The sequence below is a fragment of the Salinimicrobium maris genome (assembly GCF_049680855.1).
Classification (GTDB): domain Bacteria; phylum Bacteroidota; class Bacteroidia; order Flavobacteriales; family Flavobacteriaceae; genus Salinimicrobium.
On the sequence record NZ_JBMPGS010000002.1, the window covers coordinates 750,806 to 775,786 of the forward strand.

Annotated in this window: 29 protein-coding genes and 1 tRNA gene; 19 read left to right on the forward strand and 11 right to left on the reverse strand. The window is 39.6% G+C overall.

All coding sequences use genetic code 11. The features are described from left to right. Positions 1–735, forward strand: coding sequence for a head GIN domain-containing protein (locus tag ACOV1Q_RS08925; protein WP_424494051.1), 735 nt, complete (start codon positions 1–3; stop codon positions 733–735). A 37-nt stretch (positions 736–772) separates the two neighbouring features. Here ACOV1Q_RS08925 and ACOV1Q_RS08930 read toward each other — a convergent pair whose 3' ends face one another. After that, the gene (locus ACOV1Q_RS08930; protein WP_424494052.1) at positions 773–2,107 is read right to left on the reverse strand and encodes an MFS transporter; all 1,335 of its coding nucleotides are present in this window, start codon (positions 2,105–2,107) and stop codon (positions 773–775) included. Between the two features lie 71 nt (positions 2,108–2,178). After that, on the reverse strand, positions 2,179–3,009 hold the full coding sequence (locus ACOV1Q_RS08935) for a M48 family metallopeptidase (protein ID WP_424494053.1): 831 nt from the start codon (positions 3,007–3,009) through the stop codon (positions 2,179–2,181). Between the two features lie 165 nt (positions 3,010–3,174). Between ACOV1Q_RS08935 and ACOV1Q_RS08940 the strand changes: the two genes are divergently transcribed. The 5 genes from ACOV1Q_RS08940 (at position 3,175) to lpdA (ending at position 7,147) form a co-directional block, all read left to right on the forward strand. Further along, complete coding sequence (locus tag ACOV1Q_RS08940) at positions 3,175–4,044, forward strand: alpha/beta hydrolase (RefSeq protein WP_424494054.1); 870 nt, start codon at positions 3,175–3,177, stop codon at positions 4,042–4,044. Positions 4,045–4,072: 28 nt separating this feature from the next. Continuing rightward, positions 4,073–4,561, forward strand: a complete 489-nt coding sequence (msrB, locus tag ACOV1Q_RS08945; protein ID WP_424494055.1) for a peptide-methionine (R)-S-oxide reductase MsrB — start codon at positions 4,073–4,075, stop codon at positions 4,559–4,561. Positions 4,562–4,630: 69 nt separating this feature from the next. After that, entirely contained in the window at positions 4,631–5,038 is a 408-nt protein-coding gene (gene msrB, locus ACOV1Q_RS08950) for a peptide-methionine (R)-S-oxide reductase MsrB (protein ID WP_424494056.1), read from the forward strand. Then, positions 5,038–5,589, forward strand: coding sequence for a collagen-like protein (locus ACOV1Q_RS08955; RefSeq protein ID WP_424494057.1), 552 nt, complete (start codon positions 5,038–5,040; stop codon positions 5,587–5,589). The genes msrB (ACOV1Q_RS08950) and ACOV1Q_RS08955 overlap by 1 nt, the downstream gene beginning before the upstream one ends. Before the next feature lie 166 nt (positions 5,590–5,755). Further along, entirely contained in the window at positions 5,756–7,147 is a 1,392-nt protein-coding gene (lpdA, locus tag ACOV1Q_RS08960) for a dihydrolipoyl dehydrogenase (RefSeq protein WP_424494058.1), read from the forward strand. Positions 7,148–7,277: 130 nt separating this feature from the next. Here lpdA and ACOV1Q_RS08965 read toward each other — a convergent pair whose 3' ends face one another. The 4 genes from ACOV1Q_RS08965 to ACOV1Q_RS08980 form a co-directional block, all read right to left on the reverse strand. Next, positions 7,278–8,009 carry a Dph6-related ATP pyrophosphatase gene (locus ACOV1Q_RS08965; RefSeq protein ID WP_424494059.1) on the reverse strand — a complete coding sequence of 244 codons (732 nt, stop codon included), beginning with the start codon at positions 8,007–8,009 and terminating at the stop codon, positions 7,278–7,280. Further along, complete coding sequence (gene aroQ, locus ACOV1Q_RS08970; protein ID WP_424494317.1) at positions 8,006–8,422, reverse strand: type II 3-dehydroquinate dehydratase; 417 nt, start codon at positions 8,420–8,422, stop codon at positions 8,006–8,008. The genes ACOV1Q_RS08965 and aroQ overlap by 4 nt, the downstream gene beginning before the upstream one ends. A 283-nt stretch (positions 8,423–8,705) precedes the next feature. Further along, on the reverse strand, positions 8,706–9,173 hold the full coding sequence (locus ACOV1Q_RS08975; protein ID WP_424494060.1) for a hypothetical protein: 468 nt from the start codon (positions 9,171–9,173) through the stop codon (positions 8,706–8,708). A gap of 143 nt (positions 9,174–9,316) precedes the next feature. Continuing rightward, a complete protein-coding gene (locus ACOV1Q_RS08980; RefSeq protein WP_424494061.1) occupies positions 9,317–9,919 on the reverse strand; it encodes a porin family protein in 603 nt (200 codons plus the stop codon). 112 nt (positions 9,920–10,031) lie between these two features. Between ACOV1Q_RS08980 and xerD the strand changes: the two genes are divergently transcribed. The 4 genes from xerD (at position 10,032) to ACOV1Q_RS09000 (ending at position 12,862) form a co-directional block, all read left to right on the forward strand. Beyond that, positions 10,032–10,946, forward strand: a complete 915-nt coding sequence (gene xerD / locus ACOV1Q_RS08985) for a site-specific tyrosine recombinase XerD (protein WP_424494062.1) — start codon at positions 10,032–10,034, stop codon at positions 10,944–10,946. A gap of 77 nt (positions 10,947–11,023) precedes the next feature. Beyond that, the gene (locus ACOV1Q_RS08990) at positions 11,024–11,971 is read left to right on the forward strand and encodes an aldo/keto reductase (protein WP_424494063.1); all 948 of its coding nucleotides are present in this window, start codon (positions 11,024–11,026) and stop codon (positions 11,969–11,971) included. 113 nt (positions 11,972–12,084) lie between these two features. After that, positions 12,085–12,438 (forward strand): hypothetical protein, encoded by a 354-nt coding sequence (locus tag ACOV1Q_RS08995; protein WP_424494064.1) that lies wholly within the window; start codon positions 12,085–12,087, stop codon positions 12,436–12,438. Positions 12,439–12,562: 124 nt separating this feature from the next. Then, positions 12,563–12,862, forward strand: a complete 300-nt coding sequence (locus ACOV1Q_RS09000; protein WP_424494065.1) for an HPF/RaiA family ribosome-associated protein — start codon at positions 12,563–12,565, stop codon at positions 12,860–12,862. Positions 12,863–12,941: 79 nt separating this feature from the next. Here ACOV1Q_RS09000 and murA read toward each other — a convergent pair whose 3' ends face one another. The 3 genes from murA to ACOV1Q_RS09015 form a co-directional block, all read right to left on the reverse strand. Further along, the gene (gene murA, locus ACOV1Q_RS09005; protein WP_424494066.1) at positions 12,942–14,258 is read right to left on the reverse strand and encodes a UDP-N-acetylglucosamine 1-carboxyvinyltransferase; all 1,317 of its coding nucleotides are present in this window, start codon (positions 14,256–14,258) and stop codon (positions 12,942–12,944) included. 15 nt (positions 14,259–14,273) lie between these two features. Beyond that, on the reverse strand, positions 14,274–14,912 hold the full coding sequence (locus ACOV1Q_RS09010) for a DUF4290 domain-containing protein (RefSeq protein ID WP_424494067.1): 639 nt from the start codon (positions 14,910–14,912) through the stop codon (positions 14,274–14,276). A 123-nt stretch (positions 14,913–15,035) separates the two neighbouring features. Then, a complete protein-coding gene (locus ACOV1Q_RS09015; protein ID WP_424494068.1) occupies positions 15,036–15,329 on the reverse strand; it encodes a DUF493 family protein in 294 nt (97 codons plus the stop codon). 83 nt (positions 15,330–15,412) lie between these two features. Here ACOV1Q_RS09015 and ACOV1Q_RS09020 point away from each other — a divergent pair, with 83 nt between their 5' ends. The 5 genes from ACOV1Q_RS09020 to ACOV1Q_RS09040 all read left to right on the forward strand — a co-directional run bounded on the left by ACOV1Q_RS09020 (position 15,413) and on the right by ACOV1Q_RS09040 (position 19,943). Then, complete coding sequence (locus ACOV1Q_RS09020; protein WP_424494069.1) at positions 15,413–15,949, forward strand: AAA family ATPase; 537 nt, start codon at positions 15,413–15,415, stop codon at positions 15,947–15,949. 5 nt (positions 15,950–15,954) lie between these two features. After that, a complete protein-coding gene (locus ACOV1Q_RS09025) occupies positions 15,955–17,859 on the forward strand; it encodes a RecQ family ATP-dependent DNA helicase (RefSeq protein WP_424494070.1) in 1,905 nt (634 codons plus the stop codon). Further along, on the forward strand, positions 17,856–18,803 hold the full coding sequence (fmt, locus tag ACOV1Q_RS09030; protein WP_424494071.1) for a methionyl-tRNA formyltransferase: 948 nt from the start codon (positions 17,856–17,858) through the stop codon (positions 18,801–18,803). Before ACOV1Q_RS09025 ends, fmt begins: the two co-directional genes overlap by 4 nt. 142 nt (positions 18,804–18,945) lie before the next feature. Further along, the gene (locus ACOV1Q_RS09035; protein ID WP_424494318.1) at positions 18,946–19,260 is read left to right on the forward strand and encodes an HU family DNA-binding protein; all 315 of its coding nucleotides are present in this window, start codon (positions 18,946–18,948) and stop codon (positions 19,258–19,260) included. Positions 19,261–19,382: 122 nt separating this feature from the next. Continuing rightward, a complete protein-coding gene (locus tag ACOV1Q_RS09040; RefSeq protein WP_424494072.1) occupies positions 19,383–19,943 on the forward strand; it encodes a YqgE/AlgH family protein in 561 nt (186 codons plus the stop codon). Between the two features lie 3 nt (positions 19,944–19,946). On the opposite strand, the gene ACOV1Q_RS09045 is transcribed toward ACOV1Q_RS09040, so the two are convergent. Further along, positions 19,947–20,792, reverse strand: a complete 846-nt coding sequence (locus ACOV1Q_RS09045) for an aminotransferase class IV (RefSeq protein WP_424494073.1) — start codon at positions 20,790–20,792, stop codon at positions 19,947–19,949. Positions 20,793–20,841: 49 nt separating this feature from the next. Beyond that, complete coding sequence (locus ACOV1Q_RS09050; protein ID WP_424494074.1) at positions 20,842–21,228, reverse strand: START-like domain-containing protein; 387 nt, start codon at positions 21,226–21,228, stop codon at positions 20,842–20,844. Between the two features lie 171 nt (positions 21,229–21,399). On the opposite strand from ACOV1Q_RS09050, the gene ACOV1Q_RS09055 reads away from it, so the two are divergent. From ACOV1Q_RS09055 to ACOV1Q_RS09070, 4 genes are all read left to right on the forward strand, one after another. After that, positions 21,400–21,476, forward strand: a tRNA-Met gene (locus ACOV1Q_RS09055). A 528-nt stretch (positions 21,477–22,004) separates the two neighbouring features. Further along, positions 22,005–22,325 (forward strand): four-helix bundle copper-binding protein, encoded by a 321-nt coding sequence (locus ACOV1Q_RS09060; RefSeq protein ID WP_168137762.1) that lies wholly within the window; start codon positions 22,005–22,007, stop codon positions 22,323–22,325. 698 nt (positions 22,326–23,023) lie between these two features. Further along, positions 23,024–24,571 (forward strand): PQQ-dependent sugar dehydrogenase family protein, encoded by a 1,548-nt coding sequence (locus ACOV1Q_RS09065; RefSeq protein ID WP_424494075.1) that lies wholly within the window; start codon positions 23,024–23,026, stop codon positions 24,569–24,571. Between the two features lie 73 nt (positions 24,572–24,644). Continuing rightward, a complete protein-coding gene (locus ACOV1Q_RS09070; protein WP_424494076.1) occupies positions 24,645–24,980 on the forward strand; it encodes a hypothetical protein in 336 nt (111 codons plus the stop codon). The last annotated feature ends 1 nt before the right edge of the window (position 24,981 follow it).

Genomic DNA, 24,981 nt, shown 5'->3' on the forward strand with positions numbered 1-24,981 from the left:
ATGAAAAAACTAATTTTTACAATAGCCATTCTCATGTTATCTTTTCAGGCTGCCAATGCACAATGGTGGAGGAACAGTAAAAAGGTGGAAGGAAACGGCAATATGACCACGCAAAATAGAAATGTGTCAAATTATGATGAAGTAGCCTTGCAGGGTTCAATGGACGTAAGACTAGTAGCAGGAAAAGAAGGGGAAATCGATGTAGAAGCCGAAAGTAATTTACTAGAGCACATCGTCACAGAAGTTACCGGAGACCGCCTAAAAATTTCGGTTGAAGAAGGAATTAGTTTAAGGCCCTCCAGAAATCATGATGTTACTATTACTGTTCCTTTTGAAACGCTCAACAAAGTATCCCTCACAGGTTCTGGAGACATTAACAGTACAGACAGGATAAAATCCCGTAATTTTGATGTTCGTGTAACAGGAAGCGGTGATATAAGTCTGGATCTTTTTTCGGAAACTGTGGAAGGCGGAATTACAGGATCTGGCGACATTACTCTCAAAGGAAAAACCACGAATTTTAAATGCTCCGTAACCGGTTCTGGTGATTTTATGGCTTATGGCTTGAATGCAGAAAACGTTCGGGCACAAGTATCAGGTTCTGGTGATATTGAACTGAGTGCCTCGAATGAACTAAAAGCAACAGTGACCGGCTCTGGAGACATTACTTATAATGGCAATCCCAAAAAGCAGGATTTCAAAACTTCCGGCTCCGGTTCAGTGTCAAAAAGGTAATTTTCAAAGCCTTTCTAAAAACCTCTGCCGCTCTTCGTTAGAGGTTTTTTGTTTTTATATTTCTGCCGGGTACCCGTAATAAAAGAATAAGACCAACAAGAAAAAACAAACCCAGGAACATGATCGAATACCTAACACTCCCCGTTGCCTGCCCAATCGATGCATACAAAGACATACCTATCACAATTCCAATTTTCTCTGCAACGTCATAAAAGCTAAAATAACTGGCGGTATCAATGGCATTTTCGGGCAACATTTTAGAGTAAGTAGATCTTGAAAGTGCCTGGATACCTCCCATAACCAGCCCTACAAAACCTGCAGTTATATAAAACTGAACAGGCGTGGTCACAAAATAAGCGAAAATACAAATGGCGATCCAAATGGCATTTATAAGCACCAGCGTATTTATATTTCCCAGTTTAGCTGAAATGCGGGAAGTCAAAATCGCCCCTGCAACCGCCACGAGCTGAATGAGAAGAATACTTATAATAAGGCCCATGGTCGCATCTTGCCCGCTCCAGTCAATTTCTTCAATTCCGAAATAGGTGGCGATCAGCATGACTGTCTGCACCGCCATACTGTATACGAAAAAGGCGCCTAAATATCTTTTTAACTGCAAATTGTGCTTGAGAGAAATCCATATTTTCTTAAGTTCCCTGAAACCGTTAAAAAGAACATCATTGGTTAGTCGTTGCTTCCTGTTCCCCTTCGGAAGATAATGGTAAGTGATCTGGCTGAAACCTATCCACCAGACTCCGGTAAGGACAAAAGAAAAACGAGTGGGAAAATCGGCATTTTCAAAGCCAAACCATTCGTGTTTTATGATCATTATTAAACAAATGAGCAGCAGGATCACGCTTCCAATATATCCAAGAGAAAAACCTTTCGCACTGACTTTATCCTGTTGCTCCGGAAAAGCGATATCCGGAAGATATGAATTATAAAAAACCAGACTCGCCCAAAAACCTATGAGCGCCAGGAAATAACAGAGCAGTCCGAACCAAAGGTTTTCGAGATTAAACCAATACAACCCAATGCAGGAGACAGCTCCAAGATAACAGAAAAACTTCAGGAAATTCTTTTTATTCCCTACATAATCTGCTATTCCCGAGAGAAAGGGAGAAATAATAGAAACCACTAAAAAAGCACCGGCAGTCACGTAACTTATGAGCGAGTCGTTATTGAAATCAAAGCCAAGAAACCGCACCGTATCATCAATTGTGTTGCCTGATTCATCTTTTAAGATCGTTAAGGCGCCGTAGAAAATGGGAAATACGGCTGAAGCGATCACAAGGCTGTAAACAGAATTTGCCCAATCATAAAAGGCCCAGGCATTCAGTATTTTTTTGCTTCCTTTCGGGAGTTGTTTCATATTTGGAAATTAAAAGAGCTGCCCAAGAGGGCAGCTCTAAAATATGACTTTTCGGTTAACTACAAATTAAACTAATCTCTTCTAAAGGAGGTCACTCCAAATTTTTGAGCTTCGGCTCTTGCCTGTGGCGCCCATTCTTCAATATTATCTATTCTTGTCTGGGGATTAGGGTGCGTACTTAAAAATTCTGGCGGAGCCTGTCCACCGGTTTCCTGTTGCATCCTTCTCCAAAGGTTAGCCGCTTCTTCGGGTTCATAACCGGCCATTGCCATAAGTGTGAGACCAATGCGATCTGCTTCAGATTCGTGACTTCGGCTAAATGGAAGCATCACTCCATATTGACTACCTAAACCATAGGCTTGTCCAATAATTTGCTGGGTACTCTCACTTCGTCCACCAACTGCTGCACCAAGCACCGCACCACCTACCTGCTGTAACTGTGCAGCACTCATACGTTGAGCACCATGATCTGCAAGGGCATGCGCCACCTCGTGAGCCATAATTGCTGCTACACCAGTTTCAGTTTGCGCAATAGGCATGATCCCTGTATAAAATGCTATTTTTCCTCCAGGCATAGCCCATGCGTTGACCTGGTCATCGTCTTTTATTAAAGAATATTCCCATGCGTATTCATTGAGGTAACCCTGGTAGCCGTTGGCATTAAGATATCGCTCGGCTGCTGTGGCTATTTTTTGCCCTACCCGGTCAATCATACGTGCTTCCGGAGTATTGGTAATTACCTGGTTTTGTGCCAGCACCTCTTCATACTGTTGAAAGGATGCAGGAAATATTTGAGAATTAGAAACAAAGTTCAAGTTCTTCTCCCCGGTAAATGGATTGGTTTTACAAGCCATTACGAGTACAAGAAAACTTAGTATAAGGGATACTCTTTTAAGCTTCATATCGATGTCTATTTTTTGTTAAAGTTACTAATTAGTCTTTGCTCCCCACGGAGGTTTAAAGTAGCTTTAACAAAAATGCAGCCAAATTTGTTAAAAGCCTATAGTCACTCTTCAATAACAGTCACTATTTACTTATCTTGGCACTTTATTCCATTTTTACTTCACATGACCAAAGAAAAGAAAGACAACACGCCCGTGCAACGGTTGCTTGTCCCCTCCTACATATTATATACGGGAAAAATTCTTACCGCTATTTCCCCATTTTTAGCCAGTCGTTTTGCGGCCAAACTTTTTTTAACGCCATTTCGTTACAAACTTCCGAAGCGAGAAAAAGAGATGGATGAAGAGAGCAGGCAGGAAAAAATGATGGTCCCCTCCATTAATCGGGAAATTGTAATATATCATTACGGGAACTCTCCTAAAAAAGTTTTACTTGTACATGGCTGGAGTGGCCGTGGCACACAACTGGCTATGATAGCTAAAGAACTGCTTAAAAACGGTTATAGCGTTGTAAGTTTTGATGCGCCTGCACATGGAAAAGCTTCTGGTAAGATGAGTATGATGCCTTTCTTTATAGAATCTATTCATTTTCTTGATAAAAAATATGGCCCATTTGAAGCTGCCATTGCCCATTCCCTCGGTGGCATGGCTTCCTTAAAAGCTGTAAAAGATGGCTTTGATATTAACAAACTGGTGATCATAGGTACAGCAAACAGCATCACTCACATAACGCACGAGTTCGCCCATAATATGAAACTGAATGATGAGGTGGCACGGCAAATGAAAAAATATTTTGACACGAAATTTGGAGAGGATATGGATAACTTATCCGGTGCCGTATCTGCTGAAGGTGTCCACATCCCCACTCTCGTTGTACACGATAAAAATGATGTGGACGTGAAAGTAAATTGCGCATACGAAATAAACGAACACCTGGAAAAAGGAGAACTTTTCATAACAGAAAAGTTGGGCCATCGCCGCATTTTAGGAGATTCTAAAGTTATTAACAAGATCATTGATTTTCTTATGGTATAGTATTTGCTCCACAATAGAAAAATTGGAGATGAAAAAGATTACCTTGATATTAGTGGCCATCATGACCTTTAGCTGCAATACGAATGCACAGCAGAAAAAAGCAGAAAAAGTAAAATTTCCCGTCCATAAATCTGAAGCAGAATGGAAAAAGGATTTAAGTAGTGCCGAATTCCAGGTGCTGCGAAAAAGTGGTACCGAAAGGGCATTTTCGAGTGAACTTAACTATGTGAGTGAACCTGGTACTTTTGTTTGTGCAGCCTGCGGAAACGAACTTTATAAAACAAAAAATAAGTTTGACAGCGGCACGGGATGGCCCAGTTTTGACCGCCCTGTAGCCGAAGAAAACGTAGCTTACCGCCCCGATCGAACCGGTGGTTTTCCCGCAACAGAAGTAATTTGCGCTGAATGCGGCGGACACCTGGGGCATGTTTTTAATGATGGTCCTCGTGAAACCACAGGTAAAAGACATTGTATTAATGGAGTGGCAATGAATTTTATTGCTGAGAATAAGGAGTAATCACCATTTTACAAATTGTTTAAGAGAAAATCTGTAGCCAATTTGCTACTTTAAAAACAAAAATTATCTATGCAAAAGAAATATCCCATAGAATATTCCGAAGCCGAGTGGCGGGAGAAATTAAGTGATGACCAGTACAGGATCCTGCGTAAAAAAGGAACTGAAGCTCCGCATACCGGAAAATACAATCTGCATTTTGAAGACGGGGAATATAAATGTGCAGCCTGTGGCAACAAATTGTTTGAAGACAATCAAAAATTTGAAAGTAATTGTGGCTGGCCAAGCTTTGACGACGCCATAGAAGGCAGCATTGAATACGTCCAGGATAAGAGTTTTGGAATGATTCGCACAGAAATTCTTTGCGCAAACTGCGGTAGCCATTTGGGCCACGTATTTGACGACGGGCCAACAGAAACCGGACAACGCTACTGCGTAAATTCGGCAAGTATAGATTTTGAACCTAAAAATGATAAATAATGAAAAAATTCTTACCACTTTTCGCAATAGCAATATTTACCTTCACCTCCTGTTCAAATGACGGGGAAAGAGGACCTCAGGGACCTGCAGGGCCTCCGGGTGATGACGGACTTATAGGAGTTGTCTTTGATGTTGCTGCAGATGATTTTACAGAAGGAAACGGCTATGGTTTTGAAGTAGAATATTCAGATTACACTTCCGAAGAGGTATTTGAAACCGACGTTGTCCTTGTCTATATGAAGACAGGCGAAGACGGACAGGTGGATGGTCAACCCGTAGAAATCTGGAGTTTGTTACCACAGGTATATTATGTTGATGGCGGCGGAAGTATGCAATATAACTATGATTATACATTTTTCAGCACCTATATTTATTTGGATGGAGATGTTGACCTGTCTACTTTGGACAGTTCTTATACAGATGATCAAGTTTTTCGAATTGCAATTATTCCTGCCGGTATTGCCAACGATGCGAGCGTTGATTTTTCCAGCTATGAAGAAGTAATGTCTGCCATGAAAGTAAAAGATATAAATATTCCGGCGGTAGAATAGACAAAAAGTTCCGGAAGAATCCGGTTATAAAACACCATTTTTGAAAGGGAAAATCGTATGATTTTCCCTTTTCTTTTTAAAGTCAGCTTCTAAGCCTCTTTCGGGCTTTCTGTTTATGGTTTAATTCCTTAAATTCGCTGTTCAATTCAGTTACAAATATTCAACTATGAGTAAATACGATATCATTGTTTTAGGAAGTGGCCCGGGAGGCTACGTGACAGCCATTAGAGCTTCACAACTGGGTTTCAAAACCGCAGTAATAGAAAAAGAAAATCTCGGCGGAGTATGCCTTAACTGGGGATGTATTCCTACAAAAGCACTTCTAAAAAGCGCCCAGGTTTTTGATTATCTTAATCATGCTGAAGATTATGGCCTGAAGCTGGAAAATGCAGATAAGGATTTTAGCGCGGTAATTAAACGTAGCCGTGGAGTGGCAGACGGAATGAGCAAAGGGGTTCAATTCCTTATGAAAAAGAACAAGATCGATGTGATTGAAGGTTTTGGAAAACTAAAATCCGGTAAAAAGATCGACGTTACAGATAAGAACGATAAAACAACCGAATACCAGGCAGATAATATCATTATTGCCACCGGAGCTCGCTCGCGTGAACTTGCCAATCTTCCGCAGGATGGTAAGAAAGTAATTGGTTACCGTGAAGCAATGAGCCTTAAAGAACAGCCTAAGAAGATGATCGTAGTAGGATCTGGAGCCATAGGCGTTGAATTTGCACACTTCTATAATGCAATGGGAACCGAAGTTACTATCGTTGAATTTTTGCCACACCTTGTACCCCTTGAAGATCAAGACATTTCAAAGCAATTTGAACGCAGCTTCAAAAAAGCGGGAATTAAGGTGATGACAAATTCTTCTGTTGAGAGTGTAGACACTGCGGGAAAAACAGTAAAAGCCAAGGTGAAAACCAAGAAAGGTGAAGAGACTCTGGAGGCAGATGTCGTTCTTTCTGCGGTTGGAATCAAATCGAACCTTGAAAATATAGGTCTTGAAGACTTAGGCATTAAGACAGACCGTGATAAAATTATCGTAAACGATTATTATCAAACAAATGTACCAGGCATATATGCTATTGGAGATGTAGTGCCTGGGCCTGCTTTAGCGCACGTTGCTTCTGCGGAAGGAATTACCTGTGTAGAAAAAATAGCCGGAATGAATGTTGAACCCATTGACTACGGAAACATCCCCGGTTGTACTTATGCGACTCCTGAAATTGCATCTGTTGGAATGACCGAAGCGCAGGCGAAAGAAGCCGGATATGAATTGAAAGTCGGGAAATTCCCATTTTCAGCTTCCGGAAAAGCCAAAGCCGCAGGAACTCCAGATGGATTTGTAAAAGTAATCTTTGATGCAAAATATGGAGAATGGCTGGGCTGCCACATGATTGGTGCGGGAGTGACAGATATGATCGCTGAAGCCGTTCTTGGAAGAAAATTAGAAACTACAGGGCACGAAGTATTAAAAGCAATCCATCCGCACCCAACTATGAGTGAAGCGGTGATGGAAGCTGTGGCTGATGCTTACGGCGAAGTAATTCACCTATAAAAAAGGTTGAACCTTTTATTAATTAGCACTGATTAAGGAAGCCCGGTAAAAAATTACCGGGCTTCTTTATATAATAAGGCTCCAAAAATAGGAGCTTAGAAATTATTCTACTCTATTCCAAATTTCGGAACTATTTTACAGCTAACAAATCACAATACCAGAACTTGTTGTCCCAGGCCTCCTGCTTATTGGAAAAGCAATTATTATCGCTGTCTTTTGACACAGGCTTATAAGATCTTTCCACCAAATCCCCTTTTTGGAACTTTACAGGTTCTTTAAAAATGGGACCATCGAAAACGAAGGTATGAAATTCCCCGTTTTCACCACATGGATCTACGCCGGCTGGTAAATTACTTAAAAAAGCTTCATCTACAACCCTTCCGCAAAAAGATTTATCAAGAACCTTCGCATTTACGCATACGGTAATCGCCTTAAAACCGGCTGTTAGGAAATCCTGCATTAATTTCGTCGTGTCCAGCTTCCAAAGTGGAAAAACCGGTTTAAGCCCAGTGTTCTTTAACTGGTTTTTCCTGTACTCCCGAAGGTCCTCAAGAAAAATGTCTCCAAAAATGCTATTTTTGAATCCCTCCTGTACAAGCTTTTCAGTTTCTCTTTTCATCACCTCATTATAGCGGCTCATGGAAACGTTCCCCGAAAGCGGAATAATATGTAACGATATTCCGATACTTTTTGCCTGTTGATACAGCAACTCCTTCCGAAGACCATGCATGGATATTCTATCCAGGTCTGAATTTACTGTGGTAACCAACTTTTCAACAGACAATTTCTTTTCCTGTTGCACCTGGAAAAGAGCAAAAGCAGCATCCTTTCCACTACTCCAGTTCAGGAAAGATTGAGTCATTTTAGAAAACTTTGTATTGCAAGGGAATATCCCTGGAGGCCAAAACCTACAATGATTCCTTTTGCATTTGGCGCAATAAAAGATTTATGTCTAAAATCCTCACGGGCGTGAATATTCGATATATGCACCTCTACTACCGGCGTTACAATTGCTTTTACGGCATCTCCTATTCCTACAGAAGTGTGCGTATAGGCAGCCGCATTTAGAATAATACCATCAAAGTCATTATCAGATTCCTGCAGTTTATTGATAATTTCGCCTTCAACATTAGATTGAAAGTAAGATAATTCCACATCTGAATATATTGCCTGAAGATTCTCAAAAAACTCTTCAAAATTACCTTTTCCGTAAATATCCGGCTCCCTGCTCCCAAGAAGGTTTAAATTGGGTCCGTTGATGATGATCAATTTCATAAAGTAAAAGTAGAACAAATATAACAAATTGAGAAAGTCTGCAGAATAGTTATCCCCAAAGCAACTAAGCTTTTTCCATTTCATCAAGTTTACGATTTAATAAGCGTGACAAAAGAATGAATGGATCACTCGCTTCATTACAAAATCTGAACAACGGAAATTAGAAATGTCTTTCAATTTCCTTCGTTTATCAACAAATTGCTTCACATTGGCTAGAACAGGAGCGAGCAGTCATAAAAAAAGCAGGACGAATCCTGCTATTATTTTAAAAGCTAAACTATTTTCATAAGCCAAACTCCACACCCAGGTTTACTGAGGATATTGATCCTCCATCTACACTAATTCCAGAGTAAGAAGCAAAAAGATCTAAAGGACCAAAACCAAAGCCCACTTTTGGACGATAATAAACTCCGCCATCCATACCATCTTCAAGAGCCATAGCATATCCAAGATCAAGGCCTACTACCAGGAGCGCTAAATTGATCCTTCCTGAAGCAGCAATTGGAACGAATTTGAGATCTTCAAGATCCTCTTCTCCAAAGAAATGAGAATAACCTACCATTGGCCCTACTTCAGCAACATCTACAATGTTAAAAAGATATGCAGCATCTACCCCCACCTGCAGATTGGAATAATCGGATATGTCTCCTGTAGGTAACCCCACATTAAATCCCAATTTTAAATCCCCCTGGGCATAAGTTGAACCAAATCCAAGAAAAACGAGCGTAAGAACAAGAAATAAATTTTTCATTTTATACGATTTTGATTGGTTAATATACTTAAAGATACGTAAATATTTGATACATGGCACATTACAGGAAACAACCCCATGAAGTAAGACAAAAAAAAGGGTGAAGTACATATTCACCCTTTCATTTCAAAATTGGTTTTATGTTAGAACATAATTCCTACACCTAATTGAAATCCATTGTTGTTCACAGCATCTTCATCCCAGTTGTCGCTATCAAAAGCATCGGTAAATCCTCTTGTATACCTGGCGCTGGCAAAGAATTGATCTGTAAAGTTGAAGGACACACCAACAGCGCCCCCAAATTCAAACGTACTACCAAAATCTGTGTCAGTAGAACTTTCCCCTAAGTCAGAATCAACGGAGATCTCTTCTTCCACCAAAAAGTTGAAAGATGGCCCAGCTTCAATAGAGAGTCCTTCAAATACATACAATTTTGTCAGGACCGGCACCTGGATGTAATCTAGGTTATACTCACCCGTATAATTGTCACCCATGAAATTACTTTCCGCTTCTGTTCCCTGTGTGGAGTATAAAACTTCAGGCTGAATGGCAAAACGTTCGCTCAAAGGCACTTCTGCCAGTAGACCCAGGTGAAAACCAGTACGGCTGTTATTCTCTTCAAATCCATCGGAAGTCATATTAGTGAAGTTCACTCCACCTTTCGCTCCAAATCTTACAAACTCCTGTGCTGATACAATGCTTGTACTAAATACTATCATTGCTAAAAATAAAATCGACTTTTTCATCTTTTTATGTTTTAAAGTTCAGGTACAAATGTAGAGGTCGAGTTGTTAAGAAAAACTAAGTTCTTACTAAAGTATTACTAATGTAATCTAGTATAAATTCTATCTTTACTCCATGAACTGGCAGAACGCGCTTAAAGATTATGGGCATTATTTAAGGCTGGAACGCGGACTTTCAGACAATTCCATTACCAGCTACAGCATGGATGTGAAAAAGTTAATGCTATTCCTGAAATCTCAAAAAATGAAAGTATCCCCTCTAAATATTTCTGCAGAAGAAATCCAGCAATTTATATATGAAACAGCAAAAGACATCAATGAACGATCTCAGTCAAGATTAATTTCCGGCCTACGAAGCTTCTTTAATTTTCTTGTTTTTGAAGATTACCGGAATACTAACCCGCTTGATTTGATTGAGTCTCCAAAAATAGGAAGAAAACTCCCGGATACTCTTTCCACAGAAGAGATCGACAGGCTTATTACCGCAATTGATTTATCCACACCCGAAGGAGAACGAAACCGGGCTATTCTTGAAACTCTTTATGGTTGCGGTCTTCGAGTTTCAGAACTTACCTCCCTTCGATTATCAGATCTTTTTTTTCAGGAAGGATTCATTAAGGTAACCGGTAAAGGCGACAAAGAAAGGTTTGTACCAATAGCACCGGCTACACAAAAATATATAGAGCTTTATTCCACTCATGTTAGACCCGTTATTCCCGTAAAGAAGGAATTTGAAGACACTTTATTTCTCAACAGGCGTGGCCGGCAGCTCACCCGCGCCATGATCTTTACCATTATTAAAACCCTTGCTTCCAAAGCCGGAATTACCAAAAAAGTAAGTCCGCATACTTTCAGGCATTCTTTTGCAACCCATCTCCTGGAGAATGGGGCAGATTTACGGGCAATTCAGCAAATGCTAGGACATGAAAGCATCACGACAACAGAGATTTATATGCATGTAGACCGCACCCATTTAAGGCAGGTGATGGAAAAGTATCATCCCCGGCGCAAAGAAACAAACAGGTATTAAAGTTGTGCTAAAGCATCCGTTTTGTTTTCGGCTCCGGCTATTCCTCAGTAAATTCACTCCTCGAACTAAAATGATAAATGATGACAATAAAATTTAGAAATGGAGACGAGATGCCGGCAATTGGCCTCGGAACCTGGAAATCTGAAAAAGGAAAAGTAGGAAATGCAATAGAAATCGCTCTCAACAATGGCTACAAACATATAGATTGCGCAGCCACTTATGGAAATGAGGATGAAATTGGAGAAGCATTTAATAAAGTTTTTTCCAAAGGACAAATTAAACGAGAAGATGTTTGGGTGACTTCAAAGCTGTGGAATGATTCTCACAAAAAGGAAGATGTTATTCCTGCTTTGAAAAAAACCTTAAGAGACCTACAACTGGATTACCTGGATCTTTACTTGATACATTGGCCGGTAGCTTTAAAAAAAGGTGTTGGCTTTCCCGAATCTGACGATGATTATCTTTCCCTGGAGGAAGTACCAATTATTGAGACCTGGAAAGAAATGATTAAAGCAAAAGAACAGGGACTGGTAAAGCATATAGGAGTATCCAATTTCAGTGAGAAAAAACTAAACAATCTCATGGCAGAGACTACAGATACCCCTGAAGTTAACCAGGTAGAGCTCCACCCTTTTCTACAACAACCTCAATTACTTGATTTTTGCCAAAGCAACGATATAAGACTTACCGCCTTTTCTCCTTTGGGAAGCGGCGATCGTTCACAGCAAATGAAAGCCGAAGATGAACCTTCTTTGCTTGAAAATAAAACAATTAGGGAAATAGCCGAGAAACATGATGTTTCCCCTGCGCAGGTGCTTATAAAATGGAATCTTAAACGTGGCACAGCCGTTATCCCAAAATCCACCAGTGAAAACCACCTCATCGATAATTTAAAAAGTGATGAACTTGATCTGGATGAAGAGGATATGCAGAAAATTACCAAGCTTGACCGGCATTTTCGCTATGTCAATGGTGAATTTTTTGTAACCAACGGGAATCCATACAGCAACATTTACGATGAGTAAAAAGCTGGCAGTAAAAGCAGGAAACCTGTTTTTGGGTTTCCTGCTACTTTTTCTATCTTCCTGCGGAGAAGACAGCCAGAGTCTGGAAAAGGGTGCGTTCCCAAAATGATTCTTTGACAAAAAAACTGGAACAACAAACCGCTATTATTGATTCTCTGCGAAATAATCTTGAAAATGATAAAGAGCAGCAACTTTTCATCATCTACTTCGGAAAAGAATTTGAAGAAATTGAAAATCCTGAAGAATTTATTGTTTCGGAATTAAGAAATCGTCCTGAGGTAATCCCTTTAGACCCCGTGCTTGGAGGCACGATGAAATTCAGAAGAGTCATGCTACTTTCCAACGAGTGGATCTATGCAGAGTATGATGATGGCCATGTTCAAGGTATGGCTTTGTACTCCTACAGCTTAAATCAAGAAGGTGACCTGGATTTTGAATTGGTCACTTCCCATCACGCGGGTCAATAATTCACCTCCGAAAAAAAGACCTGCAAACACCCTTTTTAGAACGTTATATTTATACTAAAACCAAGGCCAATTCGGCTCTTTTTGGTATATTTTGAGAAGTCAATAAAATTAAAAACAGCATACTATGAAGACACAAATTCAATTTGTAAATACCGATACTCAAGCCTCTGCAGAACAGCTTGTTCAGCGAAAATTAGACAAACTCGAAAATAAATACGACTTTGTTATAAGTGCAGACGTTCAATTCAAAGAAGAAAACGATAATACAGGTAAAGGAAAAGTTTGTGCTATAAGATTAAGTCTTCCGGGGCCATTAATTCATGCCTCTTCTAACGATGAAAGCTTTGAAGCAGCTGCTGCTCAAACTGTGAGCGATATTGATAAGCAATTAAAAAGAAGAAAAGAGGAAATGAAAAGCCATTAATTCATATCACCATTTAACCTAAACAAGAAAGGCTGCTAAAATTTAGCAGCCTTTTTTATATCTATCCAAAAATGGCATTTTATGCCACTCTTGTTATTTTTGCTCCCAATGCTTTCAATCTTCCATCGATGTCTTCATATCCACGGTCAATTTGTTCAATATTGTGAATTACAGACGTCCCTTTAGCCGAAAGCGCAGCGATTAACAAGGAAATTCCGGCTCTAATATCGGGCGATGTCATGGTGGTCGCTCTTAAATTTGATTTAAAATCATGTCCTATTACAGTGGCCCGGTGAGGATCGCAAAGAATAATCTTAGCACCCATATCTATAAGTTTATCCACGAAAAATAAACGGCTTTCAAACATCTTCTGATGAATTAAAACACTACCTCGCGCTTGGGTGGCAACTACCAGCATGATACTCAAAAGATCTGGTGTAAAGCCGGGCCATGGTGCATCACTAATGTTCATTATAGACCCATCAATGAAATTCTGCACTTCATAACCATCTTTATGTGCCGGGATGTAAATATCATCCCCTTTTCTTTCAATGGTGATTCCAAGTTTCCTGAAAGTTGCAGGAATAAGGCCCAAATGATTCCAGGATACATTTTTAATGGTGATCTCACTTTTAGTCATGGCCGCGAGACCAATCCATGAACCAATTTCCACCATATCTGGAAGGACGCGATGGGTACAACCACTAAGAGCGTCTACTCCTTCTATTTCAAGCAGGTTTGACCCCACCCCCTTTATAGACGCACCCATACTGTTTAACATGGTGCACAGCTGCTGTAAATAAGGTTCGCAAGCGGCGTTGTATATGGTAGTTTTACCCCGGGTCAGGACAGCTGCCATTACTATATTAGCCGTACCGGTTACAGATGCTTCTTCCAGCAACATGTAAGTTCCCTGTAAACCACCTTTTGGAGCCTCTACTCCGTAAAATCTTTCTTCGCGGTTATAGCGAAATTCGGCTCCCAGTTTTATAAAACCTTCAAAATGCGTATCCAGCCTTCTTCGGCCAATTTTGTCACCTCCCGGCCTTGGAATATATCCTTTGCCAAACCTTGCGAGTAACGGGCCAACCAGCATAATAGATCCTCTCAACCCACTACCTTCCTGCTTAAACTTCTCACTTTCCAGATAGTCAAGATCGAGTTCATCGCTTTGAAAGGTATAGCTTCCTTTTGCAATTTTTTCAATTTTCACCCCCAGACTTTCCAGGATATTAATAAGCTTATTAACATCCAGAATATCTGGAATATTATGAATAGTGACTTTTTCTGGAGTGAGTAAAACAGCGCAAACAATTTGTAATGCTTCGTTTTTTGCACCCTGCGGATTTATTTCACCGCGTAGGGCGTGACCTCCTTCAATTTGAAAAGTTCCCATGTAAGATATTAAATTTTAATAGCGTTTGCGACCTCTGGGGCGATGTGATTTCTTAGCCGGCTTTTTAGTATATTTCTTATTATTTCCACGCAGCAAATCCGAAGCCTCACTAAGATCTTCCTCGGTTGCTTTAACATCAATCCTACCGCCGCTTAATTCACGTAGATGGTCAAAAATAACTTTATCATCTACAGTATCCTTATTCCAGCTTAGGTAAGATTTTTTCATGTGATTTGCAATGGTGAAAATAAGCCCCTCCTTTTCGTCTCCATCTTCCCAACTATTTGCAACATCAATCATTCGCTTGATGTTATTCCCGTAGAACCTGTACTTTGGAAAATTCTGCGGATAGTCCATCCTGTCCGGCCTTTCCTCCAGCAATTCTTTTACTGGTTTTGGAAAAGGGCTCTCCACGTCCAGCTTAAAATCGCTGATGATAAATAACTGGTCCCATAGTTTGTGTTGAAAATCGGGTACATCTCTCAAATGAGGATTAAGATTTCCCATAACCGCAATGATAGCTTTGGCTACTCGGTTTCTCTCTTCATCGTCTTCCAGTTCAACGGCGTGTTCTACCATTTTTTGAATATGCCTACCATATTCAGGAATGATCAATTTACTCCTTTCAGAGTTATATTCTAATTCGTTTGTCAAAATTGAAAATTATAAGGTGATAATATACTGTAGAAGTTTATCGCCCGCAAAATACTAATAATTCTTCAGGAAACGATGACTGCGGTTATTATTTTCAGATTCTACTACTACAAAAGTTACTTTTTAAAGGGAAATAACCCCTTCCACTTTTTCAGCCACTTCTTTGTATTTATCTATCACCGCATCTGGATTCTTCATCTTTACATTTACAGAAACACTGGTGTAGTTACCTTTTCTGGATTTTTTGGTGGTGATCACCGCTCCCATGTTATCAAAAATCTGTTCAATATCCTTGATTTTCTCGTTACTGGAAGGCACAATAAATTTATAAAGATATTCTGAAGGCCACAACGAAGTATCGTATAACTGGCTTTTTAATTTAGCGTAAAATTCTTCCGGATCTTTTTTTTCACTCATAATATTCTTGCTTCATTTATCCTGCAAAGATACCAACTTAAGAACTATTTTTTAAATCAAATACAAATGACGAAATTTGCGGGGTGAAAACCAGGAAAATTGTTATTACCGGCGGCCCCGGTACCGGAAAAACCTCTCTCATTAAAGCGCTCGAAGAGCATGGATATCCCTGCCTTCATGAAATTTCAAGACAAATTACACTAGATGCTCAAAAAAGAGGAATTGATCAGTTATTTTTGACAGAGCCATTGTTGTTCAGCAATATGCTGCTGGAGGGAAGGATCAAGCAACACGAAGAAGCAGATGCTCTAAACCATAAGATCGTTTTTATTGACCGCGGCGTGCCCGATGTGGTAGCTTATATGGATTACTTCGGAAATGAATATCCGCCAATGTTTGGGGAGGCGTGCAAGGAATATCCTTATGATATGGTTTTTCTTCTCCCGCCATGGGAAGAGATCTATGTGAGCGATAATGAACGTTACGAATCATACGAACAGGCCGTTGTCATACACGATCATTTGGAGGAAAGCTACAAAAGGAGTGGATATAAGCCCGTGGAAGTACCTAAAGGAACGGTTGAAGAACGCTTTACTTTTATATTAAATCAGTTGTCCTGAAATAGATGCAGGAGCCGCAAAAAATACTTGAAAAATATTGGGGCCACTCCTCTTTTAGACCGCTTCAGGAAGACATCATCCAGGCGGCCGCAGAAAGACGTGACGTGGTTGCCCTGCTGCCCACCGGTGGAGGGAAGTCTATATGCTTCCAGGTACCTGCATTACTCAAAAAAGGCATTTGTATTGTAGTTTCTCCGTTGATCGCGTTGATGGAAGACCAGGTAAATGCGCTTAAGGAAAAAGGAATTAAGGCACTGGCAATAACCGGCGGAATTCCCTATGCCGAACTTGACACCCTGCTGGACAACTGCATCTACGGAAATTATAAGTTTCTCTACCTTTCTCCTGAAAGGCTGCAACAGGATCTTGTGCAGGAGCGTATGAAACAAATGGATGTGAACCTCATCGCCATAGATGAAGCACATTGTATTTCGCAATGGGGACATGATTTTAGACCGGCTTACAGAAATATTCTAAAACTTCGGGAAATTAAACCGCTTGTGAATATCATAGCCCTTACCGCTACCGCTACCAAACCGGTGGTGAAGGATATTATAGATCAATTGCAGCTTAAAAACGCTGCCCTTTTTCAGAAGTCTTTTGCACGAAAGAATATTTCATATACAGTTCAAAGTGCACAGGATAAAAATTATTATCTGGAAAAGCTTCTCGCAGAACACGATGAAGCGGTGATCATTTATGTACGCAGCCGAAAAGCTACGGTAGAAATTTCGGGATATCTCCAAAAAAAAGGCCACACTGCCGCTGCTTTTAACGGCGGACTTCCAAAAAAAGATAAATCCAAGCGCCTTTCACAATGGCTTAAAGGAGAAAAAAGGATCATGGTTGCCACCAGTGCTTTCGGAATGGGAATAGACAAAGCCAATGTGCGCACTGTCGTTCATATGAACCTGCCCGAAAGCCTTGAAAGCTACTTCCAAGAGGCAGGAAGGGCCGGTAGAGATGAAAAACCGGCAAAAGCGGTCATCCTGACTAATGAAAGTGACGTCCCACTGCTCAAAAATCAGTTTTTAAGCACCCTTCCCAATGTGGCTTTTGTAAAGATGGTTTACAGGAAACTTATGACCTATTTTAGAATTGCATATGGCGAAGGGGAAGGCTCCAAAAATGACTTTAATTTTTCCCATTTTTGCCACACCTATGAACTTAATCCTCTTAAAGCTTACAACACCTTACAGCTTTTGGACCGGGCAAGCGTGCTTCAATTAAGTGAACAATTTCAGAAAAAAACAAGACTTCAGTTTTTGATCACGCACCAGCAGCTTTCATATTTTATCGACCGGCATCCACATTTTGAAGCAGTGGTAAAAGCCATCCTTAGAACTTACGGCGGACTTTTCGAAAATAAGATTGACATCAATCTTCAAATCATATGTTCCAAAGCCGGGACCATTCCTTCGGAAGCTATTAAAATCCTCAACCACCTCCACAAGGAAAAAGTAGCCGATTTTGAACATGAGCAGCACGATGCTTCGGTAACTTTTTTGGTGCCACGTGAAGATGAAACCACTATTAATCCGCTGTCACCTTATATTAAACTCCAGGAGAAGACAAAGCAGGAAAAAATTAAAGCCGTACTTGATTATGTGCGGAACAAGGAAAAATGCAGAAGTGAACAGTTGCTTTATTACTTTGAGGAAACCAAGACATCGCCCTGCGGAATTTGTTCGGTATGTAAAGCCAGTATTGAACCTCTTGACAATAAAAAAATAAAAGAAATATATTATGCCATTATTGAATTGTTAGAAGGAGGCTCCTTTTCTTCTCGCGAGCTAGTGGCAAAACTTCCTTTTGAAGAACAACATGTTGTAAAGGTTTTGCAAATGCTTCTTGAAAGAGATGCGCTGGCATTAACACCTGCAAAATGTTATAAATTAAAACATTTATGAGAGATCTTAGAATAGTTTTCCTGGGTACACCAGATTTTGCCGTGGAAACTTTAAAAGCCATTGTTGAAGCAAAATATAACGTGGTGGGCGTCATCACCGCTCCTGACAGACCCGCGGGTCGCGGAAGAAAGCTACAGGAATCTGCAGTAAAGAAATACGCTCTAGAGAATGGCCTGAAGGTATTACAACCAACCAACCTCAAATCAGAAGACTTTCTTCAGGAGCTGAAGGCGCTTGATCCAAACCTACAGGTGGTGGTAGCTTTTAGGATGCTGCCCACGGTGGTTTGGAAACTTCCGGAGTATGGCACCTTTAATTTACACGCTTCCCTGCTTCCGCAGTACAGGGGCGCTGCACCAATTAACTGGGCTCTTATAAATGGAGAGTCAAAAACGGGGGTTTCAACCTTCTTTATTGATGAAAAAATTGATACCGGCGAAATGATCCTTCAGGAAGAAGTAAACATCTCAAAAGAAGAAAATGCCGGATTGCTTCACGATAAACTAATGCAAACCGGTGCACGCCTTGTTGTAAAAACCTTAAGAGTGATTGAAGAGGGGGAAGTGAAGACCATTCCGCAGACAGAAACCGGCACGTTGAAGAGCGCCAATAAACTTAGCAGAGAAAATACTAAAATAAATTGGAGTGATTCCCTAGAAAATATTTACAACCACATTCGGGGACTGAGTCCCTACCCCGCCGCCTGGACGAATCTTATTAATGGAAACAACGAACTCATGATGAAGATTTACGCGGCAGAAAAAGAACTACAGGAGCACGAGTACGAGATTGGACAGGTTTTAAAACAAGAAAAAGAAGTGAAAGTTGCCGTAACAAAGGGGTTATTAATTTTAAAGGAGATTCAACTTCCCGGAAAACGAAAAATGAAGGTAAAGGAGCTTTTAAACGGCTATGATTTTTTTCCAAACGCAAAAGTTCTCTAAACCCTTATCATTACTGATTTCGTTAAATTCTGACAAAAACAAGCTTAGGTTATCAACAATTTACCGAAGTTATTAACAATGAACTTCATTTCCCTTGATATTACTTGCGTGGCTTAGATTTCCATATAAATTTGTAGAGCAAATTAATAAAAAGTTTAACCAACAACTATCTAAATTTCAAATTATGAACAAAACAGATCTAATCGATGCAATGGCAGAAAACGCCGGGATTTCCAAAGCAGCAGCAAAAAAAGCTTTAGAGTCATTTTTAGAAAACGTAGAAGGATCTCTTAAAAAAGGAGACCGCGTATCACTGGTAGGTTTCGGATCATGGTCGGTTTCTAAGAGAGCCGCCAGAGAAGGAAGAAACCCACAAACCGGAAAAACTATTAAAATTGCTGCTAAAAACGTAGTAAAGTTTAAAGCCGGAGCTGATTTACAGAAAGCTGTAAATTAAGAAGAGCAAACGCTAACAAAATATTAAACTCTCCCTTTCGGGAGAGTTTTTTTGTTAAATTATGTTACATGAGATTTGAATCTGATTATTATTTTTTTAGATTTAACTGAAAGAATCCGAATATGCTAACACTAAAACCATCCAAAGGTCATCTTCTAGTTGCAGAACCTTCTATTATTGGGGACATTAGCTTCAATAGATCTGTTGTTTTGTTGGCAGACCACACTGAAAGCGGTTCAATAGGTTTCATACTTAATAAAGTACTGGATTTTACCCTTCAGGATCTGGTACCCGATATTAAAGGAAATTTTAAAGTTTATAATGGTGGACCTGTGGAACAGGATAATCTTTATTTTATTCACAAAGTACCCGATCTTATTCCTGATAGCATAGAAATTGCCTGCGGAATCTATTGGGGTGGTAATTTTGAAGCCGTAAAACAACTTATAGATCAGGAATTGATCACAGATGAAGAAATTAAATTCTTTCTTGGCTACTCAGGCTGGGATTACGAACAGCTAAACGAGGAACTAAATGCACATTCCTGGATCGTTATCGAAAACAACGACAACAGGGAAATCATCAACCGGCAACCACGCACCTTCTGGAAAGATAAAATGCTTCAACTTGGAGGAAATTACGTTATCTGGTCCAACGCCCCCGAAAATCCCAGCTACAATTAGAAATTAGCTTAACCTTGCCTTCACGTTTAGTTTGGAAAGTAATTCCTGACTTACTGCAGTCTTGAATTCTTTTTTCCGATACTTGTGAACCGGCTGAATTCCAATTATTACATTTGTTATAAAAATTTCATCAGCTTTCTGAAGTTCAAAAGGCGAAATAGATTCTTCAGCCAGGGAAAAATCGGGAAGCGATTTAATTATTTCAATCATCTTGCCCCTTAATATTCCTTTTAAGCAGCCATCTGTAAGAGGAGGTGTTTTAATGATGTTGTCTTTAACGAGAAATATATTCCCATTTAGAGCCTCCACCACGCTTTTATTTTCGTTAAGGATCAAACAGTTCGCATAACCGTTTTCTTTCGCATAGATGCTTCCTAGTACATTAACAGCCTTGTTGTTGGTTTTAAGAGTAGATAAGAGTCCGCTGTTCAGGTAATGATCTTTAAAAAGTTCTATTTCATAAAATTCATCCTGGAGAAGGTAAAAAGGAGAAGAAAGCTCTTCAGCAGTAATCACATACCCAATTTCATAAGTCACCGGGGAATAGAATCCTCCTTCTTTTCTAAATACTGAAAAACGAATACGGGCAGGCAAATTTTCGAGATCATTCTTCTTTAGAAGATTCACTATCTCTTCTTCAAGAAACTCTGGAGAAAAATTCTGAGGAATCTCCATTCTCATGATCCTCATGGAAGCCATTAACCGAAAGTAGTGATCTTCCCAAAACATTATTTTGGAATTTACCACCCGAATAGTTTCAAAAACCGCATCTCCATAAGCAAAACCTCTGTTAAAAACCGATAGTTTCGCATCTTTGGAAGCCAGCACTTCCCCGTTTAAATTTATCATAAAAAAACCCGTTTTTCAACGGGCAAAGGTAGTATTTATAAAAGAATTTTTAAGCCGATCCCAGGACCTGTTTTAAATCTGAAATCATATTTTCCCAAAGCATTTTCCCTTCGTTAATCTCATCTTCTTCAGCAAAATCTGTTATCATGATGGAAACATCTTTAGTGATATCATCCACCTGGATCCTAATCTCGAAATAATAAGGTGTATCATCATCAGAAACCCAACGAAACTTAACTCTTTCCCCACTTTTCTTACTAATCAGTTTTGCGTTCTCTTCACTTCCTTCCCAAATAAAGGTGAACATCTCGCCCCTTGAATTTACATTGTCTGCATACCACTCACTTAAACCCGAGGGTGTTGCTATATAATTGTATAATAATGATGGGGAAGCCTGGATAGGAAATTCCAGTTCATACTTTACTTTTTCTTCCATTCTTTGGGATTGTTTTGTTTTGAGGCAATATAAATATTAATTATAAACTCTAAAAGGAATCAAATTAAATATTTTAGAAAAGAATGTTTGCCACAAGAGAAAATGTTTTTATATTTGCACCCGCTAAAAGAAACCATTATAGTCCGTGAGGCAAGTGTTTTTAAGGCATATGGCGAGGTAGCTCAGTTGGTTAGAGCGTCGGATTCATAACCCGGAGGTCACGAGTTCAAATCTCGTTCTCGCTACCAGTAAAATTAAGGCTTTCGAGAAATCGAGAGCCTTTTTTATTTTGCTCTAGTACAGAATAAGTACAGAAATTCAAAATTTTCAATATTTACATTTCAATTGTTCTTTTTTGATCTCTTTTCTAGGCAAATTTTACATTGAAGATTTAACTAATTTTGAAAAATCATATGTTTCGGACTTCACAATGAATCAGAGAAACACCTGGTTTGCCACCTTTTGTATAAATAAGTAGTTTAGAAATTGGGCGACTCAGACTTCTATGAACACTGAAGATGTGAGAAAAGCCCCAATTAAAGTCGATTGTTCACTAAATCTTAAATCACAAAATTCTTTAAAGTTACTATCACAAACCGAAGGACCTTTCACCTAAACATTCATACTAAATTATTTAACAGGTCGTGTATTAAACAGAAAGTTAAATTGCGCTAAAAAAGTCATAAAAACATGATAACTAATGTTTTACCTTAAAAATCGCAGATATTTTACACCATAAAACCGTAATTTCGGAATAAACTTAAAAAAATATAACGATGAGAAATGAAGAATTAGTTAAAGGGATGTCGAACTGTGTGAATCACTGCAACTGGTGCGCTGACGCTTGTTTAAATGAAGAAAACCTAAAGGATATGGTTGAGTGCATAAGACTAGACAAAGCTTGTGCAGCAGTATGCAGGGCATTAAATGACATTCTTGTTACAGAATACAAAGATATTCAAAAATTGGTGGATTACTGTATTGAAATGTGCGAAAAATGTGCGGAAGAGTGCGAAAAATTTGATTCCAAGCACTGTAAAGACTGCGCAGAAGTCTGCAGGGAATGTGCTAAAAATCTCCGAAATTTCACAGCTTAATGCTTGTAAACTCAGACTATTGAAAGGCTGCTAAAAAAAGTAGCCTTTCTCCTCTACCATTGTTTCTGCTACAGAAACTTTTTTTGAACTGGATTACTTCGACAATTTGAAATCCTTGTTTGATCCCGGTACACAGCTACAATTCAATTTAGGATACTCAGTCCCAGCCTTAGGATTCAAAAATTTAGCTTTCACCACTTTTTTATGTATCGCAATGTTGTCTTCCTTCCGACAACTATTCCCGAAACTCCGATTCTGTGTATCCCACCTCTTGAATGTTTTTACATTCTATTTATAACTATAAAAAAAATTAACAAATAATATTCTTTTTTCCTAAAACATTCATAAAACCATAAAATCTAATGAATTATACATAAAATGAAAGCCTTCCTAACTGTATATTATGTTAATTTTAATTTGGAAGTTGATCTAATTGCTAGGTTCATAGCAGCCAATTTGATATAAAAGTAAGATAAAAACAGTACTAAATTAGATTGTGTGTTAACTTAAGAGTTCCATTTAGCCGGGTCAAAAAGGGAAAATAGAAGTCTGGTTGAATGTCTTTTTTAGGTCTCGGCAAATGGCCTCAAGTTATAAAGAGTAAAAGTGATTAAATAAAAAGATTCATAAACAAAACCGACACATTAAGAAGCATGAGCTTCAGTGGAATCAAATATCAACCAGAAATTTCCTTTGAAATGAAAAATTTATACTTCTTATACTCCTACTATTTCTTTATTTTTTTTACGGTTATCTCGTGTAAAGATGCTGAAAAAACCCGGGGAGACGAAGACAACGCTACTCCTGAAGAGGTTGTAAACCAACCTTCGCAGCGAGTAATAAACGTAGCAGACATTGTTGTCCCTGATGGCTTCACTATAGAAGCTGTCAATACCGGCCTCTCTTACCCTGTAGATGTCACGTTTGACGAGGAAGGAAATTATTATATAGCTGAAGCCGGCGGCCATACCTATGGCACTAAACCATCTCGAGCACCGGAGGCACGTATTCTGAAAGTATCTCCCGGTGGAAAGGTAGAGGTACTTTACGATAGGGTGGTTCCTATGACTGAAATAAAGGAATCAGCCTCTTCCGAGGATATGGAAGAAGGGCTAATTCCTCCTGTGACAGGAGTAACTTATTACAAAGGCAACCTCTATATCTCCCACCGCAGCCGGTATTCTGTTTACAATCTGGAAACGAAAGAGTTTGAAACCATCATCAACGGCCTTCCTTCCTGGGGGGAATTCTTAAACGCTAAACCGATTTTTAAGGACGACAAAATGTATTGGTTCCTTTCCACTCAGGGGAACAGTGGTATTATTGAAGAACATTGGGCCATGGTAATTGATGAATTTAATAAGCCCGAAGCCCGGGAAATTCCCGGGGAAGATGTTACCCTTACCGGACAAAATTTTTGGGTTCCAACTTCAAAAATTACTATGACAGAAGCAGACTCTGTCAAAACAGGGGCCTATGCCGCTTTAGGGGAGACCACTACTGCAGGGCAGGTAATTCCTGGGGAAAAGATTGCAAACGGAGCCTTTTATGTAAGTGATTTAGACGGCTCCAATATTAATAGGATTGCCTGGGGATTCCGAAGTAGCTTTGGCTATCGCTTTAGTCCCGACGGAAGACTTATAACTACAATGAACAGTGCAAATCCAATGCCGCCCCGCGGATTAATGTTTGACTGGGAACCTATTTACGAAGTGATAGAAGGGGAATGGTATGGTTGGCCTGATTTCTATAGTGGGCTTCCGATTACAGAAGAACGTTTTGGGGTCAAAAAAGAAGAACGGAATTTTGTCCTTACTCCTGAAACTCACCGCAAACTTTTAAAAGGTAAAAATAGACCTATACAACCTCTTGCAAAATTGTCGTCTCATGCAGCAACTCAGGGTATGGTATTCGGTCGTGGAACAATGGATGTGCCCGAAAATGAAATTTTGGTCGCTGAATTTGGAGCTATTGTACCGGTTTTTAAAGGAGAGAAATATCATCCCCACCGCCCGCCTGGTGTGCCGCCGGAATCTGAAGCTCCCGAAGGTGTAAAGTATAATTGGCCGGGATTTAAGGTACAGCAGGTAAATTTGACTTCAGGAAAAGCTACAGATTTCATTTACAACAAATCCGGACTTCCAGCCTCGGCTGATCAGGGGGGGTGGTTTGGAGCGCCCTATTCAGTTAGAGTGGGACTCCCAGGGAAATTTGTATATCGTGGATTTTGGAGTAGTCGAATTTGACGATACGGGAATGAACGCCCACCCTTTTACAGGTGTAATCTGGAAAATAAGCAAACAATAAAAAATACCAGGAATGGAAATTACAGCTACAGTATTACTTTTTGCAGGAGCGGTTTTAGGTTTTATGGCCTTTACCCACTTAAGCATGAATATGTCGGTGCCTAAAATGATCTGGTTAAGCCACGTTGTTCTGGTAGCATTAGGTCTATTAGCTTTAATCATTAATGCTTTTACAACTGACAGTATGGAAAAACATTATAATTTGATGGTGATTTTCGCAATTGCACTTATTCCCGCACTAACGATGTTTGCAAAAAAAGACATCACCACCAGGAAAGCACTGGCCATTGTTTATGGTCTGACTGGATTTTTTGGTCTTTTCTGGTTAATTACTTATGTATTACCTTAAA